Source organism: Streptomyces sp. NRRL S-31 (assembly GCF_000718775.1).
Lineage (GTDB): Bacteria > Actinomycetota > Actinomycetes > Streptomycetales > Streptomycetaceae > Streptomyces.
Genome location: NZ_JOCB01000022.1, coordinates 26,654 through 46,980 on the forward strand (window position 1 = coordinate 26,654; position 20,327 = coordinate 46,980).

A 20,327-nucleotide genomic window follows, 5' to 3' on the forward strand; every position below is an offset into this window, starting at 1 on the left:
ACACCATGGAAGCCGGGGCTCTCGGAAACGACACCCGCCCGCACCCGACCGACCCCCGGGGCCGCTCCCGCGCACTGCTGGAACGACGCCTGGCCGCGGCGCTCGCCAAGACCCCCGACGCGCTGCCCCGGCGCCTCGACCGGTCCGCGCCGGTCCCGCTGACCCCCGCACAGACCAGGCTGTGGTTCCTGGAGCAGCTCGGGACCAGCGGTTCCGCCTTCCACTCCCGGGTCGTCCTGCGGCTGCGCGGCACCCTGGACGAACCGGCCCTGCTCGGTGCCGTCCGCGACCTGGCCGAACGCCACGAGGTGCTCCGCGGCCGCGTCGAGGAACGGGACGGCGGGCCTGTCACCGTCGTCGGCGCCGCCGCGGACGTGCCGGTGCTCGTGCGGGACGTACCGCCGGAGCAGCTGGACGAGGCGCTGGCGGCGGAGACCGAGCGGCCCTTCGACCTGGCGCGGCGGCCGCCCATGCGGGCCGCGCTGTTCCGCGGCGGTGACGCCTGCGTGCTCGCCCTGACGTTCCACCACATCGCCGTGGACGGCACGTCCCTGGGCATCGTCCACGCGGAACTGCCGGTCCTGTACGCGGCCCGGCGCGGACTCGGCGCGGCCCCGCCACCGCCGGCCCAGCACACCGACTACGCCGCCGGCCCGGCCGCCCGGCCCGAGGCGCCGGACGACCTGGACTGGTGGGAGGAGCGGCTTGCCGGTCTCGCGCCCCAGCTCGACCTGCCGGCCGACCGGCCCCGGCCCGCGGTCGCGGACCCCGGGGGCGGCGAGGTCGCCCTGACCGTCACCGCCGACCGCGCCCGGCAGGTCCGGGCCGTCGCCGCGCGGACCGGCTGCACCCCCTTCATGGTGTTCCTCGCCGTCTGGCAGGCGCTGCTGTCCCGCATGTGCGCCACCACCGACGTGCCGGTGGGCGTGGTGGAGTCCGGTCGCCACCACCCCGGCACGGACGGCGTGGTCGGCTGCTTCGTCAACACCGTCGTCCTGCGGACCGACCTCTCCGGCGACCCGACGTGGACGCGACTGCTGGAGCGGACCCGCGAGGTGGCCCTGGACGCGTTCGCCCACGCCGACGTGCCGTTCGAACGCGTCGTGGCCCGGGTACGACCCGACCGCAGCGCCACCTCGGCCCCCCTCGTCCAGACACTCTTCAACTACCTCGTCCTGGACGACGCCCCGCCGGCCTTCCCGGGACTCGAGGCGGAGATCGTCGGCAGGCCCGTGGTGTCGGCCAAGTCCGACCTCCACCTGACCCTCGCCGAAGGCCCGGACGGCTGCACCGGCAGCCTCAACTACCGCACCGACCTCTTCGACGAGGAGACCGTACGGGCCATCGCCTCCTGGTACCAGAACCTGCTGACCCACCTGCTGGACGACCCCGAGAGCCCCGTGGGCGCCGCCGCGCTGGCACCGGCCTCCGCGTCGCAGCTGCGCGGCCCGGTGCGCACGGCGCCCGCCCGCACCCTGCACCCGCTCGTCGAACGGTGGGCGGACCGCAGCCCCGGCGCGCTCGCCGTCGTCGCACCCGACGGCCGGCTCACCTACCGCGAACTCGACCGCATGGCCAACCGCGTCGCCCACGCGCTGCTCGCCGCCGGGGTCACCCCGGACGAGCCCGTCGCGGTGCTGCTGGAGCACTCGGTGGCCCTGCCGGCCGCCCTGCACGGCGTCCTCAAGGCGGGCGCGGGCTACCTGCCCCTGGACGCCATGAACCCCGCGAGCCGCACCGCCTCGATCCTCCGGACCGCCGGGGTGCGCACCGTCCTGACCGTCCGCGAGTTCGCCGCGACCGTCGAGGGCGACGGCAGGAAGGTCCTCGTCCTGGACGACCCCGCCGTGCTGCGGGACCAGCCCGCGCACCGGCCCGGCGTGCCGGTCCGCCCCGACCACCTGCTGCACGTCGTCTTCACCTCCGGATCGACCGGCACGCCCAAGGGCGTCGCCGTGGAGCACGCCAGTGTCACCGACTACCTGGACGGCGTCCTGGACCACCTGGGCGCCGAGGTCCACGGCGGTGTGTTCGCCGTGCTGTCGACGATCGCCGCCGACTTCGCGCACACCTGCTTCCACGCCGCCCTCACCACCGGCGGCACCGTCCACTTCGTGGCCCGCGAGACGGCCATGGACCCGGTGGCGCTGGCCGGCTACCTCGCCGAGAACCCCATGGACGTCATCAAGTTCGTCCCCAGCCACTTCGAACTGCTGGCGGCCCACGGCGACATCGGCGCCGTCCTGCCGCGCAGACTGCTGCTGTTCGCCGGCGAGGCCCTGCCCTGGTCCATCGTCGAACGGGCCCGCGCCGCCCGCCCCGGACTGCGGGTGCAGAACCACTACGGGCACACCGAATCCACCATGGTCCGCATGGTGTGCGACGTCGACGACGTGCCCGAGGGACTGCGCACCGGCATCGTCCCGCTGGGCCGCCGCCCCGTGGCCAACACCACCGGCTTCCTCGCCGACCGCGCCGGCCGCCCGCTGCCCGCGGGCATACCGGGGGAGTTCCTCGTGGGCGGACCCGGAGTCGCCCGCGGGTATCTCGGCGCACCGGGACCGACCGCACAGCGGTTCGTCACCGTCGACGGGCACCGCCTGTACCGGTCGGGCGATGTGCTGCGGGTCCGCCGGGACGGCTGGGTGGAGTTCCGCGGCCGCGTCGACGACCAGGTCAAGGTGCGGGGCTACCGGGTGGAACCGGGCGATGTCGCGGCGGCCCTGCGGCGGCTGCCGGGCGTCGCCGAGGCCGTCGTACTGCCCGTCGGCGAGGGACGGCGCCGGGAACTCGCGGCCTGGCTCGTACCGGAACCCGGCGACGGGCTCACCGCCCGGGACGCCCGGACGGGACTGCGCGAACGGCTCCCCGAGTACATGGTGCCCGCCACCGTCACGGTGCTCGACCGGTTCCCGCTGACCCCGAACGGCAAGGTCGACAGGGCCGCCCTGCCCCGCCCCGCGGCGGGCACCGCCGGGGAGCCGGTCGCGCCGCGCACCCCCACCGAGCACCGCCTGGCCCGGGTCTGGACCGACCTCCTCAAACTGCCCGGCATCGGGATCGACGACGACTTCTTCGCACTCGGCGGGGACTCGTTCACCGCGGTCCGCGCCGTCCGGGCCTGCGACCCCGGCCTGCGCGTGATCGACATGTTCACCCGGCCCACCATCCGCGAACTCGCCGCGCACCTCGACGCGTCCGACACCGGCCGGAGCCGTCTGCTGCACCGCCTGAGCGGATCGGCGAAGACCACGGCGACCGTGGTGTGCCTGCCCTACGGCGGCGGATCGGCCGCCGTCTACCAGCCGCTCGCGGCGGCACTCCCGGACCGAACGGCCGTCCTCGCCGCCGAGTTGCCCGGCCACGACCCGGCCCGCCCCGCGGAGCGCTTCCTGCCGCTCGACGAACTGACCGAACGGCTCGCCGAGGAGATCGAGGCGACGGTGAGCGGACCCGTCCTCGTCTACGGGCACTCGGTGGGATCGGCAGCCGCCGTCGCCCTGGCCCGCCGGCTGGAGGCCGGCGGACGCGCGGTGCTCGGCGTGGTCGTGGCGGGCAACTTCCCCTCCGCGCGGCTGCCGGGACGGGCGGCCGCCTGGGCCCAGCGCGTCCTGCCGCTGGAGCGGTGGGCCTCCAACCGCCACTACCGGGACATCCTGCGCACGACCGGCGGAATCCTCGACGACATGGACGACACCGCCACCGAGACCGCGCTGCGCGCCATGCGCCACGACTCGGCCGAGGCCCGCGCCTGGTACGCCCGGGAACTGGCCGCACCGCGCGCGAGCCTGACGGCGCCGATCCTGTGCGTGGTGGGCGAGGCCGACCACTCCACCGAGCTGTACCAGGAGCGCTACCGCGAGTGGGGCGCCTTCGCCGACCGGGTCGAACTCGCCACCCTGCCCAAGGCGGGCCACTACTTCCTGCGGCACCAGGCGACCGCCCTGGCCGCGCTGCTCGGCGAACGGATCACGGACTGGACCGCGGGGCGCCTGCCCGAGCCCGTCGCCACGGACCCGGTACGGCCCCGTGGCCTGCGCGCGTTCTACACCGTCGCCGCCGGTCAGTTCCTGTCCATGCTGGGCGGCAGCCTGAGCATGTTCGCCCTCGGCGTGTGGGCGTACCAGCGCAGCGGCCGCGTCCTGGACCTGGCCCTCGTCACGACGCTCGGCATGCTCCCGGCGGTGCTGGCGACACCGCTCGGCGGAACGGTCGCCGACCGGGTGGACCGCCGCCGCGTCATGCTCGCGGCGGACGGGAGCAGCGCGCTCGCGATGGCGGCACTGGCCGTCCTGTCGGCCACCGGCGGGCCGTCACTGCCGGCCGTCTGCCTCGTCGTGACGGTCACCTCGATCGCCACCGCCTTCCACCGGCCCGCGTACCTGGCCGCCACCGCCCAGCTGGTGCCCAAGCCCTATCTGCCGCAGGCCAACGCCCTGGCGGGCCTCGGACTGGGCTTCGCGGGCGTCGTCGGACCGCTCCTCGGCGGCGCGCTCGTGGCCGTCGTGGGCGTGTCCGGCGTCGTCGGCCTCGGCGTGTGCGCCTTCGCCGCGGGCATCGCCTCCCTGCTGGCCGTGCGCTTCCCCGACCGGCTGTTCCGCCGGCAGCGCGAGCCCTTCGGCCGGGCGCTCACCGGAGGCTGGCGCTTCATCGCCCGGCGCAGGCCGTTGCTGCTGCTGACCGGCTTCGCCGCGGTGCTGAACCTGTTCGCCTCCGTCGTCTTCGTCGCGGTGCAGCCGCTCGTCCTGTCCTTCGCCGGGGTCACCCGGCTCGGCCTGGTGACGACCCTCGGCGGACTGGGCGGCGTGGCCGGCGGACTGCTGATGGTGCCGTGGGGCGGCACCCGGCGCCGCGCGACCGGCATGATCGCCGCCACCCTCGGGGTGGGCGCGGGCACCGTCCTGATGGGCCTGCACGCGTCCCTGCCCTTCGTGGCGGCCGGACTCGCGCTGCGGACGGGCGCCATGGCCGTGCTGAACGCCCACTGGCTGTCCATCATCCAGGTCAAGGTGGGGCAGGAGTTGCAGGGCCGGGTCCTGTCCGCCAACGTCATGATCGCGCTCGCCACCCAGCCCGTGGGCTTCCTCACGGCGGGCCCGCTCGCCGACGGCGTGTTCGCCCCGGCGCTGCGCGAGCACCCCGCACTGGGCGCCGTGATCGGCACCGGCCCCGGCCGCGGCATGGCACTGCTGCTGGTCGTGTGCGGGGTGTGCATCATCGCCTGGGGCGCCTTCGGGCTCCTGAGGCGGCCACTGCGCCGGCTGGAGGACGACCTGCCCGACGCGACGCCCGGCGCCGAGACCGAAGACGACCTGGACGCCGTACAGGAGCGCGCGGACCGCCGGTTCGCGGCCATGCGCGGTACGGGATGACGTCAAGGGATGACGTGGGGCACGTACGCCCGTCGTACCGGATGACGCCCGATGCGTGTGCCCGTCGTACCGGATGACGCCCGGTACGCATGCCCTCTCCACCGGATGACGGCCGCCGCGTCCCCCCGGCCCCCCGGCCCATCCGGCGCCACCGGCCCACTCAGCGGCCGGTCCGAAGCCACCGACCCACCCAGAGGAACCCACCGTGCCCGTGCACGACCGATCCAGCCGCACCCCCGCGCCGCAGCGGTCCGAACCCGTCGCCGTCATCGGCATGGCCGGCCGGTTCGCCGGCGCCGACACCGTCGACGAGATGTGGACGCTGCTGCGCGACGGCACCGACGCGATCACCCGGACACCCGCCGACCGCCACGGCCTCGGCCCGCTCCCCGGTCCCGGCCCGGACGCCGACGCCGACCCCGCCCCACGCACCCCGGGCCGCACCGGCGGCCACCTGGGCGGATTCGTCGGACAGGTCACCGACTTCGACGCCGGCTTCTTCGGCATCACCCCCCGGGAGGCCGACAAGATCGACCCCCAGCAGCGCCTGCTGCTGGAGGTCGCGCACGAGGCCCTGGAGGACGCGGGGGTCCCGCTGCCCGCCCTCGCCGGATCCGACACCGGCGTCTACATCGGGCAGGCGGGCGGCGACTACTGGCACCTCCAGCAGGCCGCGCCCGACCGGTTCGACCTGTACGCCGTGACGGGCGCCGCCCTGCGCGCGACCACCTCCGGCCGGCTGTCCTACGCCTTCGACCTGCGCGGCCCCAGCAGCACCGTCGACACGGCCTGCTCCTCCTCGCTGGTCGCGGTGCACCACGCCGTGCAGGCGCTCCGCCTGGGCGAATGCCGGATGGCCGTCGCCGGTGCGGTCAACCTCGTCCTCCGGCCGGAGGAGGGGCTCGCGTACGCCGGTGCGGGCCTGCTCGCCGAGGACGGCCGCTGCAAGTTCGCCGACGCCTCCGGGGACGGCTTCGTACGCGCCGAGGGCGTCGCCGCCGTGATCCTCAAACCCCTCTCCCGCGCGATCGCCGACGGCGACCGCGTCCGGGCCGTGCTGCGCGGCTCCGCCGTGGGCAACGACGGGCGCAGCAGCGGCTACCTGGTCACGCCCGGTGTCGAGGGCCAGCGCGCCGTGATCGCCCGCGCCTGCGCGGACGCCGGGGTGGACCCGGGGGACGTGGACTACGTGGAGACGCACGGCTCGGGGACCGCGGTCGGCGACCCCGTCGAACTGGAGGCGCTCGCCCGGGTCCTGGGCCCGGGCCGGCCCGCCGACCGCCCCGCCCTCGTGGGCTCGGTCAAGACGAACATCGGGCACGCCGAGGCGGCCGCCGGGATGGCCGGCCTCATCAAGGCGGTGCTCTGCCTGGAACAGCGTGTCGTCCCCGCGAGCCTGCATCTGGACCAGCCCAACCCGGCCGTGCCCTGGGACACCCTCCCGCTGACGGTCGCGACCCGGAACACACCGCTGCCCGACCGGGGCCGGCCGGCCCTGGCCGGGGTCAGCAGCTTCAGCCTCTCCGGCACCAACGCCCACGTGGTACTGGAGGAGTACGTCCCCGAGCCGCCGCCCGCGCCGGAGGAGCCGGGGGAGCCGGAGGAGCCGGCGGAGCGCCCGGAACTGCTCACCCTCTCCGCCGCGACACCCGAGGCGCTCACCGCGCTCGCGCTGTCCTACGCACGGTTCCTGACGGCCGGACCCGGCCGCTCCCACCGCCTGCGCGACATCTGCCACAGCGCGGCGCTGCGCCGTTCCCACCTCGACACCCGGCTGGCCCTGCCGGTCGTCTCCCACGCGCAGGCGGCGCTCGCCCTGACCGGATTCGCCCTGGACGACCCCGAACCCACGCTGTCCTACGCGGAGTTCACGGACCCCTCCCGGCGTCCCCGGGTCGCGTTCGTCTTCCCCGGCCAGGGCTCCCAATGGGTCGGCATGGGGCGTGAACTGCTCGACGCCGAGCCCGTCTTCGCGCGCGCGATGCGGGCGTGCGACGCGGCCGTCCGGGCCGAGAACGGCTGGTCGGTCATCGAGCTGCTGCGCGAGGGCACCGAGGAGCGCTTCGCCGAGTTCGAGGTGATCCAGCCCGTGCTGTGGGCGGTGGAGATCGCCCTGGCGGAGCTGTGGCGGTCGTGGGGCGTCGAGCCCGACGTCGTCATCGGCCACAGCATGGGCGAGGCCGCGGCGGCGTACATCGCCGGGGTGCTCAGCCTGGAGGACGCGGCGGCCGTCATCTGCCGCCGCGCCCGGATCGCCGGGCGGCTGGCCGGCCGCGGCGGCATGGCCCTGGTCGCGCTGTCCGCCTCCGAGGCCGCCCGGGCGATCGCCGGACACGAGGACAGCGTCGCCGTCGCGGCCGCCAACGGCCCGGCCTCCACCCTGCTCTCCGGCGACACGGACGCGCTGGCCGGCGTCCTCGCGGCACTCGACGCCCGGGGGACACCCAACTGGCCCGTCAAGGTCTCCCTGGCCTCCCACTCCCCGCAGATGGACGCGGTGCGCGACGACCTCCTCCGGGCGCTGAAGGACCTGGCCCCCCGCCGGGCGGCCGTCCCCCTCCACTCCACCCTCCTCGGCGAGGTCGTGGAGGGCCCCGGCATGGACGCCGGATACTGGGTCCGCAACCTCCGCGAAGCCGTCGACTTCGTCGGCGCGGTGCGGCACCAGATCGGCACCGGCGACACCGTCTTCCTGGAGGTGAGCCCCCACCCGGTCCTGCTGGGCGGCATCAGGGAGACCGCCCGCGCGGCCGGCCGGGACGGCACCGCCGCCCTGGGCTCGCTGCGCCGCGACGAACCCGAGCGGGCCGCCTTGCTGGCCACGGCGGCCCGCCTGCACACCGCCGGGGTGCCACTGGACCTCGCCGCGATCCTGGACGGCGGCCGCCACGTCCCGCTGCCCCACTACCCCTGGCAGCGCACCCGGCACTGGCTCCCCGACCACCCCGCCGGCGCCCGGACCCCCCGGGCGGTCACGACGACCGCCGCGCCCGTACCCGTATCCCCGGACGCGGGGACGGTGCCGGTGACTCCCGCGCCCGCACTCGTGCCCCCGGACGCGAGGACGGTTCCGGCGACCCCGGACGGTTCCGCGCCCATGCCCGGTGCCCGGCCCGTGTGCCCGGACACCGGTACAGCCCTGGTGGACACGGGGGCCTCCGCGCCCGTGCCCGGCAACGGGCCCGTGCCCCTGGGCGCGGACGAGGCCGCGGTGGACATGGGGTCTCGGGCGTACGCGCCCGGCGGCCCGACCGTGCCGCCGGGCACAGGGACGGCCCCGGTGGACGCGGGAGACTCCGCGCCCGGTGCCCGGCCCGTGCACCCCCTCCTGGGTGTGCCGACTGCCGGCACCGGTGACACCCGGGTGTGGACCGGCCCCCTCGATCTCCGGCGCCACGCCTACCTGGCCGACCACCGCGTCCAGGGCACCGTCGTCGTACCCGGCACCGTCTACCTCGAGCTGTTGACGGAAGCGGCCCGGCAACTCCTCGGTGACGGACCGGTGGCGCTGGCCGACGTCCACTACCGGCAGGCCCTGTACCTCGACGAGGACGGCCCGGCCCCCACCCTGCGCGTGAGCGCCGTCCGCACCGGGCGGCGGCCGGCGTTCCAGGTGCACGGCAGATCCGGTGACGACGACCCGTGGGTGCTGCACGCCGAAGCGAGCGGGTACGCCCTGCCCGGGCCCGGGAGCGCGGCGCCGTTCGACCCGGCCGCCGTCCGGGACACCCTCCCCGAACACGGGACCGGCGACGTCTTCTACCCCTACCACGCCGCACGCGGCAACCAGTGGCACGGTGCCTTCCGGGGCCTGGTGGAACTGTGGCGGCGCGACGGTGAGGCACTGGCCCGCGTCGCCTGCCCCGAGCCCGTCCACGGCACCCTCGCGGACCACCACTTCCACCCGGCGCTCCTGGACGCGAGCTGCCACGCGATGGCGGCGGCCCGCCCCCGCACCGTGGCGGGCGAGGACGGCGTCTTCGTCTTCGGCGGCATCGACGAGTTCCGCTCCTACCACCGGCCCGGCACCGAGGTGTTCAGCCACGCCCGCCTGGTACCGTCCGGGCGGCCGGACTCCTTCGCCGCCGACATCCGCGTACACGACGCCGACGGCCGCCTCCTGGCCGAACTGCGCGGGGCACGCCTGCGATACCTGGCCGGCCATGCCCCCGCCCCGGAGGCAGCCCCCGCGACCGCCGCGCCCTCCCCGGAGGCAGGCCCCGCCGCCCCCGGCGCGCAGCCCGCGGGCGACCGGGGCGGCTGGCTGCACACCCTCCAGTGGCAGGCCCCGCCACGCCCCGGCGCCCCGGGCACGCCGTCCGGGCGCGGCACCTGGCTGGTCCTCACCGACAGCGGGCCCTGCGGACGAGCGGTGGTCGAACGCCTCGCCGCCGAGGGCCAGGACACCGTGGTCGTCACCGCCGCCGCGAGCTACCAGGCCGCCGTCGACCGGTACCGGATCGACCCGGCCGACCCCGCGCACTACACGGCGGTGCTGGACGACCTGGCGGGCCGGGGCCGCCTCCACGGCATCGTCCACCTGTGGTCCCTGGACGCGGACGCGGGACTCCACGCGACGGGCAAGGAGATCGAACGGGCCCAACTGCTGTCCTGCGGCAGCGTCGTCCACCTCGCACAGGCGCTTCTGACGCGGGAGGCCGCCGGTCCTCCCCAGCTGTGGCTGGTCAGCCGGCACGCCCAGCGCGTGGCGCCGGCGGACCGGCTCGTCGCGCCCTTCCAGGCGCCGCTCTGGGGACTGGGACGCGCGCTCGCCGCCGAGCACTCCGCGCCGCGTACCCGGCTCGTGGACCTGGACCGCAGTCCCCGGAGCGTCGACGCCCTGGTCGCGCACCTGCTCGCCCCCGACGACGAGGACCAGTTCGCGCTGCGGGACGGCGTACGCCGCGTCGCCCGCCTGGTGCCCGGCCGTACGGCCTCCGCACGCGAAGGGACCACGACCGCCGTGCGGCTGTGTCCTTCGTCCGGGGGCGCCGTGGACGGCCCGGACCGGGAGACGGTCACGCTGGCCCCGCCCGCGGCGGACGAGGTCGCCCTCCGGGTCTCGCACGCCGCCCTCGACCTGCCGGACGGCCCCGCCGCCGCTGGGCAGCGGCCCGACGGCGACCGGCCGCTCGGCATCGGGTGCTCCGGAACCGTGATCGCCGTCGGGTCCGACGTGCGCGATGTGGCCGTGGGCGACGAGGTCGTCGCCCTGGCCGCGGGCGGCGCGACGGCCACACACGTCGTCACCAAGGCCGTCCTGACGGCGCCGAAGCCCGCCGGAACCACGTTCGCCGAGGCCGCCGCGCTGCCCGCGGCCTACCTGGGCGCCTTCCACGCCCTGCGCGACCTCGCCCGCGTCGGGCGGGACGACCGCGTGCTCGTCCACGGGGCGACCGGCGGCACCGCGACGGCCGCCGTCCACGTGGCCCGCTGGCTGGGCGCCGACGTCCACGCCACGGCAGACAGCCTCCCGGAGCGGCGGTGGCCGGCCGGACAGGGCGTCCGGCAGATCGCGGACCCTCGTCCGTCCGCCGGCTCCCCGGTGTTCCGGGAGGCCGCCGACGAGGCGGGGTTCGACGCCGTCGTGAACACGCTCACCGGTGACGCCGCCCGCGCCGCCCTCGCGTCGACGGCGCCGTTCGGCCACTACCTGGAGCTGACCCGCCCGGGCGGTGACGCCTCCTTCGACCGGTGCCCGCCCGTACCCAACCTGTCGTACCACGCGATCGACGTAGCCCACATGGTCCGCCACCAGCCGGCCCGGGCGGGCGCCGTGCTGCGGGCCGTCGTCGGCCTCGTCGCCACCGGAGCGCTCGCGGCCCTGCCCCACCACGAGCTGCGGGCCACGGCGGCCGGACCGCTGCCGACGGCGAGGAGCCTGCCGGAACGCGTCGGCGCGGTGGTCCTCGCCCTCACCGACGACCTGCTTCCCCCGGCGCCCGTGAGGACGACTGCCCCGGCGCCCGCGAGGACGACCGCGCCCGTGAGGACGACCGCGCCCGTGAGGACGACCGCCCCCGCGCCCGTGAGCCCGGTGGGCACCTACCTCGTCACCGGTGGAACCGGCGGCATCGGACTGCGGCTGGCGTCCTGGCTCGCGGACCAGGGCGCCCGCAGCCTCCTGCTGACCGGACGCACCCCGCTGCCCGACCCGGCGACCGCCCCTTCCGGCCACCCGCCGGACGCGCGGCTCGCCGTGCTGCGCGATCTCGCCCGGCGAGGCGTCGACGTCCGGTACGCGGCCGTCGACGTGGCCGACCACCAGGCCATGCGCGCGCTCCTGGAACAGCGGCTGCGGGACGGCGAACCACCGCTGCGCGGCGTCTTCCACGCGGCCGGCACCTTCGACCCCGTCCCGGTGCAGGACATGACGGCCGCGCACCTCGCCTCCCTGCTCAGGGCCAAGGTCGCGGGAGCCTGGAACCTCCACCGGCTGACGTACGACATGCCCCTGGGCGCGTTCGTCCTGTTCTCCTCCGCGTCCTCCGTCCTCGCCTCACCCCTCCTGGGCGGGTACGCGGCGGGCAACGCGTTCCTCGACGCGCTGGCCCACCACCGTCTCGCCGAGGGCCGCCCGGCCACCTCGGTCAACTGGGGCTACTGGAGCGGCGCCGGCATGATCGCCCGCAAGGAGGCGGAAGACGGCCGGAGTCCGGTACCGCGCGGAATGTCGGGCTTCTCGCCCGACGAGGGGCTCGCCGTCCTGGGCGACGTCCTCGCCGAGGGCACCTCGCACGCCGTCGTCGTACGCGCCGACTGGGCGTCCTGGGCGAGGGCGCACACGGAGGCCGCACGCGTCCCGCTGCTGAGCGGCCTGATCCCGCCCGGCCCCTCCACCCCACACACCTCCGCCCCGCACACCCCGCACACTCCCGCCCCGCACACTTCAACCCCGGACACCTCCGCCCCGCACACCGCCGTGGCGCACCCGGCGGGTCCGGAGCCCCGTACCTCCCGGCCGGTCCTCCCCGGCCGGACGGCAGCCCGACTCCCCACCACCGCACCGCGATTGGAGGAGGACGCGGAGGTCGTCGAGGAAGTGAGGAAGGCGGCCGCGGAGGTCCTCGGGCTGGAACCGGGGCGTGTGCACGTGAGCCGCCCGCTGAACAGGATGGGCATGGACTCGATGACGGCGGTCCAGCTGAGGAACGTCATCGACCGGCGGTTCCAGGTCAGGCTGCCCATGGTCACGATCCTCCGGGACAGCTCCGTCCAGTCCGTCGCGCGGGCGATCGCCGCCGTGAGAACCACCGTGGTGACCGGCACCGCGGCCGAAGGAGCAGCCTCGAAATGAAGACCCCCGACCTGTACATCACCGGCCTCGGCGTCCACATCCCCGACGTCCTCGACGCCGGGCGGGCCGTCGAACTCGGCCTGTACGACGCCGAGGACCACGCCTACCAGGGGTGGACCGGCGCGGCCGTCGCCGGTGACCTGTCGGCACCGGACATGGCCGTGCGCGCGGCCCGCCAGGCCGCCCGGCGGGCCGGGAGCCACCCGCACGACCTCGCCCTGCACCTCCACGCCTGCCTGTACCGGCAGGGGCCCGGCGCCTGGTCGGCGCAGCACTACATCCTGCGCCACCTCACCGACCGGGACATCCCCTCCTACCTCGTCGGACAGGGCTGCAACGGGCTGATCGGCTCGCTCGAACTCGCCGCCTGCCACCTCATGGCCGTGCCCGAGCGCACGGCGGCGCTCATCACCGGCGCCGACAACGTGGGCACGCCCCGCTTCAACCGCTGGGCCCGTCTGGAGAACGGTGTCGTCGCAGACGGGGCGAGCGCGGTCCTGCTCGGCAAACGGCCGGGTTTCGCCCGTCTCCTGTCGGTCAACAGCGGGTCCACCGCGGAGGTCGAGGAGCGGTTCCGCACCGAGGAGTTCCCCCCGGTGACCGACGGCGAGGGCGTGGTCCCCGGCGACCGGCGCCCGGCGGTCCGGCCGCGCCTCGCGGAGCCGGACGCGGAAGTCGTGGACCGGCAAGGGGAGTTGCGGACCGAACTGGCCCTGCGCACGATCGCCGAGGCCGACCTCGACGTCGGCGACGTCACGCGCGTGGCCCACATCTTCACCGGCCGGGAGAGCCACCTCAAGAGCATCCTCGCCCCCATGGGCCTCAGCCCCGAGCAGGGACTGCTGGACTTCGGACGGCGGTTGGGGCACATGACGGTCAACGACCAGATCGTGGGCCTCAACCACCTCGTCGAGACCGGGGAGGTGGGCGCCGGGGACCACGTGCTCCTCGTGGCCCACGGGGCGGGTGTCTCCGTCACCTGTGCCATGGTCCGCATCGAGTACCCGCCGGCCTGGGCCGACGTACGCGTCTGAGCCCGGCACGACCGGCCGCCACGACGCTTTTTCGCACGTTCTTCCGGGCGCCATTTCCGGGGCGCTCGGAGACCGTCACGAATTCCGAGGGATGTCACAGGTTCCGGTGGTGACGGCGATACCCCAGCGGATAGGATGTCGCGCGCTGCTCGCGATGGCGGTCGGCGAGGTCGGCGGTGGGGGCGGGCATACCGTGATTGAGCTGCGGGAAAACACAGCACAGGGTGGTCCTGCCCGAGGTTCTGAACGCGCGTTCGCCTGCACCGGCATGCTGTGCTTACACCTCGTCCACGACACCTTCGAAGGATCATCGCAAAGCGGCCCGTGTGACAGCAGTGGGCCCTTTTTCTTTTCCGTGGCGTGCGCGGCCGGTGTTCGCGGCTGAGCCACGAAGAAGACGTGCAGCGGGAATCGGGGGCTTCGTTCTCATGACCAGAGAAGTGTGGAGTGTGATGCCATGAATCGAGTCGGCAGAGATTCGCGCCGGCCGGCCAGAAGGCTCGTGGAGCCGCTGGCGCGCATAGGGGTGTCCGGCCTCTTAGTGGCGGGCGGCGCCGTGGGGGCCTCGGCCGGACAGGCCGCCGCTTCGGCCGCCGACGGCACGCTGACGGTCGAGGTGCTGCGCGACTTCTTCGGCACCGGCGTGATCAACACGACGATGGACGTGCCGCAGCGGGGCATGAAGGTGCGGGTCACCGACCCCGCCGGGCACGAGGTCACCGGCGTCACGGACACCACGGGCAAGGTCGTGGTGTCGCAGTCGGCGCAGCTCAGCGGCGGCCGGTACCGCGTCGACGTCAGCATCCCGGCACCGTACAGCGGCTATCTGCGGGCGGCGCCCGCGTCGACGGCGGAGAACCACTTCGACAGCTTCACGTCGTTCGTGGACGTGTCGGAGGGCAAGGACGCCTCCGTGGTGACGGCGGTGTGGAACCCGGCCGAGTACACGCTGCCGGACACCCGGTACTTCGTACCGGTCCACAACGGCGCCAACGGGACCGACACCCGGGCCCTGGTGGCGTTCGGGACGAAGGCCCGGGGCACCTGTCCCACCGATGTGGCGTGCCCGGCCACGCTGGCCACGCAGGACCAGGTGGGCACGACGTTCGGACTGGCGTACGACACGGACCGGACCCGCCTGTTCCAGAGCGCGTTCGCCCGCCGGTACGCCCCGTACGGGCCGCAGGGCGGGGGCGCGATCTACACGGTGCCGGTCAGCGGCTCGGGTGCGCCCAAGCTGTTCGCGCGGGTGCCGGACGCCACGGTGACGCGGCACGACACGGCCAACCTGATCAAGGACGCCGGGTTCACCGACGCGCCGGGCAAGGAGAGTATCGGCGGCCTGACCCTGTCCGAGGACGGCTCCACGCTGTACGCGGTGAACCTGCGGACCCGCAGCCTGGTGAGCTTCGACGCGACCGGCGCCACCGCCTCGGCGCCCAAGTCGACGGTCCCGATCCCGGACCCGGGGTGCGCGAGCCCTGAGGACTGGCGGCCGTTCGGCCTCCAGTTCCACGACAACAAGCTGTACGTCGGCGGCGTGTGCAGCGCGGAGAGCACCCAGCGGCGCGCGGACCTGAAGGCTGTCGTCTCCACCTACGACGGCAAGCGGTTCAGCACGGTGCTGAGCCACGGGCTCGACTTCGAACGCGGCACCGTCTTCGGCGCCGGTGACAAGGCCACCCACTGGAACCCGTGGAACACCGGCCTGGACACGTGGGACGACCGGAGGGCGGGCGGGGTCTTCATCGACCCGCAGCCGGAGCTGAGCTCCCTCGCCTTCGGCCGCGACGGCTCCATGATCCTCGGTTTCCGCGACCGGTTCATGGACGCGGTCAGCTGGGGAGGGCTGGACCCCCGCCCGGGCAACGACACGGCGGAGAACGGCATGTCCGGTGGTGACATCACCATGGTCTGCGCCACTCCCTCCGGTGAGTACCAGTGGGAAGGCACCGGGAGCTGCCCCAACCACGCCACCCCCGCCAACAACGGCGGCGAGCCCGCCGACGTCGTCGAGTACTTCCCCGGCGACTTCTACGCCAACGCGCACCAGGAGACCGCGCTCGGCTCGGTGGCCTACATCCCGCAGCAGCAGTGGGTCGTCAGCACGGAGTTCGACCCGGTCGTGAACGTCGCGACCTCGGGGACCGGCTACCACGACATCACCACCGGTCAGGGCCCGGGCAACAACCCGACCGCCAACGGGTTCCAGTTCGTCAGCCAGGCCCAGGGCGGGTTCGGTAAGGCCGGCGGACTCGGTGACATCGCGTACGCGGCGGCGAACGCGCCGATCCAGATCGGCAACGTCGTGTGGTTCGACGGCGACCACAACGGCATCCAGGACCCGGGGCACGTGCTGCTGCCGGGGGCGACGATCAACCTGCTGGACGCGGACGGCAAGCAGGTCGCCACGACCACGACCAACGAGGCCGGCGAGTACTACTTCGGCGGTGTCGGCGCCGCGTACGAGCTCACGCCGGGCGCGAAGTACACGGTGCAGTTCGACGTGTGCACCGCGGACACCAGCCAGGTACCCGGGCAGCCCCCGGCGAGCGCGCTGCGGTTCACGCTCCCGCGCGCCGGTGCCGACCGTGCGCACGACTCCAATGTGACGCCGCCGACCACCGGGGAGCTGTGCAACGGCTTCGCGCCCGTCACGGCGCCGGCCAAGCCGGGCGGGGTCGACCACACGATCGACGCCGGGGTCTACATCCCGAAGGAGTCGCCGACACCGACGCCGACTCCGAGTTCGACGCCGAGTTCGACACCGAGTTCGACGCCTTCCTCGAGCCCGACGCCGGTGCCGTCCTCGCCGCCGGGGGCCACGCCGCCTCCCGCGCCGCCCGCGGGCCCGGCCCCGGGTGGTGGGGGCGGATCCATGGCGAACACCGGTATGACCGGGCTGCCAGGGATGATCGGCCTCGTGGCGCTGCTGGTGGGCGTGGGCCTGGCCCTCGCGTACCTGAGCCGTAAGCGCCGCGTCCAGCAGCACTGAACAACGGCACGAACCGAACCAGCGGTACGAACACGACGAACCGGATGACAGTGATCTGCCTGCCCGCGGCCCGTACGGCGCGGGCAGGCAGATCACGTCCGGGCCGGGAGTCGCGGTGACGGAGAGGGTGAAGCGGGGAAGTGGCAGCGTCGAGCCGCGTGCGGAGCAGGAGAATCCGGCAAGCTCCACCGGACCGTCCGGCTGACCGGCGCCGATGGCCGCGACCACGCTGGGTGGCGGCCGTCGTCGGCGTCGCGGCCGTCGCCGCCGTCGCGGTGACCGCGTTCCTGCTCGGCGGCGCCGACTCCGGCTCCGACGGACCGCGCGCACTGACGTCCGACGAGGCCAACCGGCTGGCGCTCACCCGGTTCCGCAACTACGAGGCGCGGGGTCGCGCGGTCACCCTCACCGTGCCCGGCACCGCCGGCGGGCTGACCGTCACCGCGTCCGTCGACTACCGGGGCAGGCTCGGCTACGGCGTGGTGCGCGGCACCGGGCGCGACACGTCCAGCGACGGGCTGATCGCGTGGACGGCCACCTCGGTGTCGGTCCACCCGATGGCGCACGCCCCGGCGCACGCCCCGGCGTCGCCGCCCCGCTCGGGCTGGTACGGCCGTCCGCTGCGGTCGTCCGGCAGCTCACTGGACAGCTCGCTGGCCATCGCGCTCAACCTCGGCGCCGACCGGCCGGACAACGCCGAACTGCTGCCGCAGAACGGCGCCGCCTGGGTGGGATCGGACCGGGTGCGCGGGCACCGGGTGGACGTCATGACCGGGCCGTCCTCCCGTGACCGCGCCGGTACGGCCGGCAGCGTGCGCTACTGGATCGGCTCGGACGGCACCATGTACCGGGTCCGAGTAGACGTGCGTTCCGCGCCGCAGCCGGTGTTCATCGACTTCGACACCCAGACCTACGTCCCGGTCAAGGCGGTGCCCGGAGTCACCCCGACCCCGAACCCGACGCCGTCACCGTGACCGTCGTTCACGACGTCCGCACCCGCGCGCCCGCGGCGAGCAGGGACGCCGACGGCAGCGGGACGTCCGCCGTGTCCGGCATGGCGGGAACGGCCGGGACGACGGTGGCGCCCGTCGTCCCGGCGTGGGGGAACTGAGGCTGCGGCGCGGGCGCCGCGACCTCGGTGAACGGGATGCCACCGGGCGCCTTCGGCGCCGTCCACCGGCCGCCCGGCGAAGCCGCCCCGGCCGGCAGCGGGCAGGACGCGGTGGTCGCGAGCCGGGCGGGCACGGTGCTGCGCAGCTTGTTGCCGCGCAGGCAGTTGCCCCGTCCGCGTGTGGCAGTGGGGAACGTCCAGCCGACGTCGACGCCGTTGCCGGTGAACGTGTTCTCCACGATCTGGTTGTCGAGCGGCGGCAGGTCCGCGGTCGCGGTGATCACCAGCCCGGCGTTGCCGTTGTCGGCGACCCGGTTGCGGAGGAACCGGTTGGCGCTGCCGCCGTCGACACCGATGCCGGTGCCCCACCCGCCGTCGGCCTGCTCCGGGGTGGCCGTCTGCTGGTTGGCGGCGATCAGGTTGCCCGCGATGACCGCCCCCCGCTGCGGGAGCAGCTTCTCCTGGTGGTCGGAGTTGGTGGTCAGGCCGACCCGGTTGCCGACGAGGCGGTTGCCGACCACGTACATGTCGCCGCTCGCGTTGGTGCCCTCGTAACCGACCGCGTTGAGTTCGGCGACGTTGTCCCGCACCACGATGTGACACGGCTTGCACTGCCCGACGTAGATCCCCGAGTCGGCCCCGCCCGACGCGTACGAGTGCTCGATGACACCGTTCTGCGCGGAGAACGCGTAGATGCCGTACAGCCCGTTGCGGGTCGCGGTCACGTACGAGACCAGGAACGACTTCAGGAAGGTCACGGGCTCGTCGCCGGTGTCGTAGCCGCCGCTCTGCCCCGGCAGCCCGGCGGCGGCCGCCGCCGAACCCGTGACCAGCACCCCGTTCTGCGTGTTGTTCCGCACCGTCAGGTTCTGCACGGCCACCCCGGGCGCCGCGACGACGACACCGTTCGGCTGCCGCAACCGCCCGTCGATGACGACCTTGTCCCGGGACTCGCCGCGGAGGGTGATGCGGGCCGTCCTGATCCGCACCGATTCGTGGTACACGCCGGGAGCGACCAGCACGAGGTCACCGGGCCGGGCCAGGGACACCGCGGCCGAGATCGTCGGGGCGTCGCCGGGCACGCGGATCGTCACCCGCGCGCCGCTCGGCCGCCGGCCTTCGCCCGATCCGCCGTCGCCGCCGCCGCAGCCGGCCACCAGGGTCAGCGTGGTCACTACCGCCGCCATCACGCGAAGAGCTAATCGAGGCATGATCCCCAGTCTGGCACGACGCCCAATTCCACGCCAGAATCGACAGGTTGACCGGCACGCGGGAACCCGGTGTGGCACCCTGCACACCATGCACCGAGCCGTTCGCCACCCGTCGCGCCGCGCGTTCCTCGAAGTCACCGGCGCCATGGTGGCCGCCGGTCTGATCACCGGCTGCGCCTCGGACTCCGCCCGGCCGGGCCAGGCCGGCCCTTCCGCTGCGGCCACCCCGATGCCGGTGCCGGTGACCGGCCGGCACCAGGCGGGCATCACGGTTCCCCAGCCGGCCCAGCGCAACCTGCTGGCCGTGGTGGCCGACCTCGGTGCCACCGTGGCCGCCGGCCCGCTCCTGGCCGAACTCGGCCGGACCATCGGCGCACTCGTCGCGGGCGACGACCGGCGGCTGCTGGGCCTGCCGCCGGGCGACCTCACCGTGACCGTCGGCGTGGGCCCCCGGCTGGTGCGCGCGGCCGGTGCCTCGCTGCCCGGCGCGACCGACCTCCCGCGCTTCTCCCGCGAACGGATCGCCCCGCGGGCCCGCGGCGGTGACCTGCTGCTGCAGATCTGCGCCGGCGACGCGCTGCTCCCCCCGGTCGTCGCCGCCGCGCTCCTGGACCAGGCCGGGGTCCGCGTCCGCGAACGCTGGCGGCAGTCCGCGCGCCGCGGTGCGAACGTGCCCATCGGCAACGGCCTCACCGCGCCACGGAACCCGCTCGGCTTCATCGACGGCATCGTGGGACCGCACACGGCCGCCGAACAACGACGCGACCTGTGGCTGTCCGGACCCCCCTCGGTGGCCGGCGGCACCCTCGCCGTACTCCGGCGCATGGAACTCGACCTGCCCCGGTTCGCCGCCCTGTCCGTCGCCGAGCAGGAAGCGGTCTTCGGGCGGCGCCGGGCCGGCGGCGCCCCCCTCTCCGGCGGCACCGTCGGCTCCGTCCCGGACCTCGGCGCCAAGACACCCGACGGACGCTACCTCGTCCCCGTGGACGCCCACGCCCGCCGGGCGAACCCCACCGTGGTCGGCACCGGCCTCATGCTCCGCCGCTCCTACAGCATCGACGAGCCCGCCCCCGGCCTGCTCTTCATCAGCTTCCAGAACGACCTGCGGACCTTCACCGCGACCCTCACCCACATGGACACCTCCGACGCGCTGCTGCGGTTCACCACCACGACCGCCAGCGCGACGTTCCTGATCCTCCCCGGCTTCGACCGGCGACACCCGCTCGGCTCCCGCCTGTTCGACTGACCGAGCCACCCGACGACAGGGGGCGCCGGGCTGCGAGGGCGCCGCCCTGGCCGCGGTCGAG

The 20,327-nt window shown here is 74.8% G+C and carries 7 protein-coding genes; 6 read left to right on the forward strand and 1 reads right to left on the reverse strand.

Annotated features, from left to right (window positions below; all coding sequences use genetic code 11):
• Window positions 1–5: 5 nt before the first annotated feature.
• From IF37_RS0111535 to IF37_RS0111560, 5 genes are all read left to right on the forward strand, one after another.
• Window positions 6–5,372: a non-ribosomal peptide synthetase/MFS transporter gene (locus tag IF37_RS0111535; protein WP_052845102.1), complete on the forward strand. Its 5,367-nt coding sequence runs from the start codon at window positions 6–8 to the stop codon at window positions 5,370–5,372.
• 205 nt (window positions 5,373–5,577) lie between these two features.
• A complete protein-coding gene (locus tag IF37_RS40795; protein ID WP_052845103.1) occupies window positions 5,578–12,669 on the forward strand; it encodes a type I polyketide synthase in 7,092 nt (2,363 codons plus the stop codon).
• Entirely contained in the window at window positions 12,666–13,703 is a 1,038-nt protein-coding gene (locus tag IF37_RS0111550) for a ketoacyl-ACP synthase III family protein (RefSeq protein ID WP_030740172.1), read from the forward strand. The genes IF37_RS40795 and IF37_RS0111550 overlap by 4 nt, the downstream gene beginning before the upstream one ends.
• Before the next feature lie 556 nt (window positions 13,704–14,259).
• Window positions 14,260–16,698, forward strand: coding sequence for an SdrD B-like domain-containing protein (locus tag IF37_RS0111555; RefSeq protein WP_030740175.1), 2,439 nt, complete (start codon window positions 14,260–14,262; stop codon window positions 16,696–16,698).
• A gap of 275 nt (window positions 16,699–16,973) precedes the next feature.
• Window positions 16,974–17,672, forward strand: a complete 699-nt coding sequence (locus tag IF37_RS0111560) for a hypothetical protein (RefSeq protein WP_030740178.1) — start codon at window positions 16,974–16,976, stop codon at window positions 17,670–17,672.
• A 7-nt stretch (window positions 17,673–17,679) separates the two neighbouring features.
• Here the strand turns inward: IF37_RS0111560 and IF37_RS0111565 are convergent, their stop codons facing one another.
• Window positions 17,680–19,020, reverse strand: coding sequence for a right-handed parallel beta-helix repeat-containing protein (locus tag IF37_RS0111565; protein ID WP_030740182.1), 1,341 nt, complete (start codon window positions 19,018–19,020; stop codon window positions 17,680–17,682).
• Window positions 19,021–19,108: 88 nt separating this feature from the next.
• Between IF37_RS0111565 and IF37_RS0111570 the strand changes: the two genes are divergently transcribed.
• Window positions 19,109–20,266: a Dyp-type peroxidase gene (locus IF37_RS0111570; protein ID WP_030740185.1), complete on the forward strand. Its 1,158-nt coding sequence runs from the start codon at window positions 19,109–19,111 to the stop codon at window positions 20,264–20,266.
• Window positions 20,267–20,327: the final 61 nt, after the last annotated feature.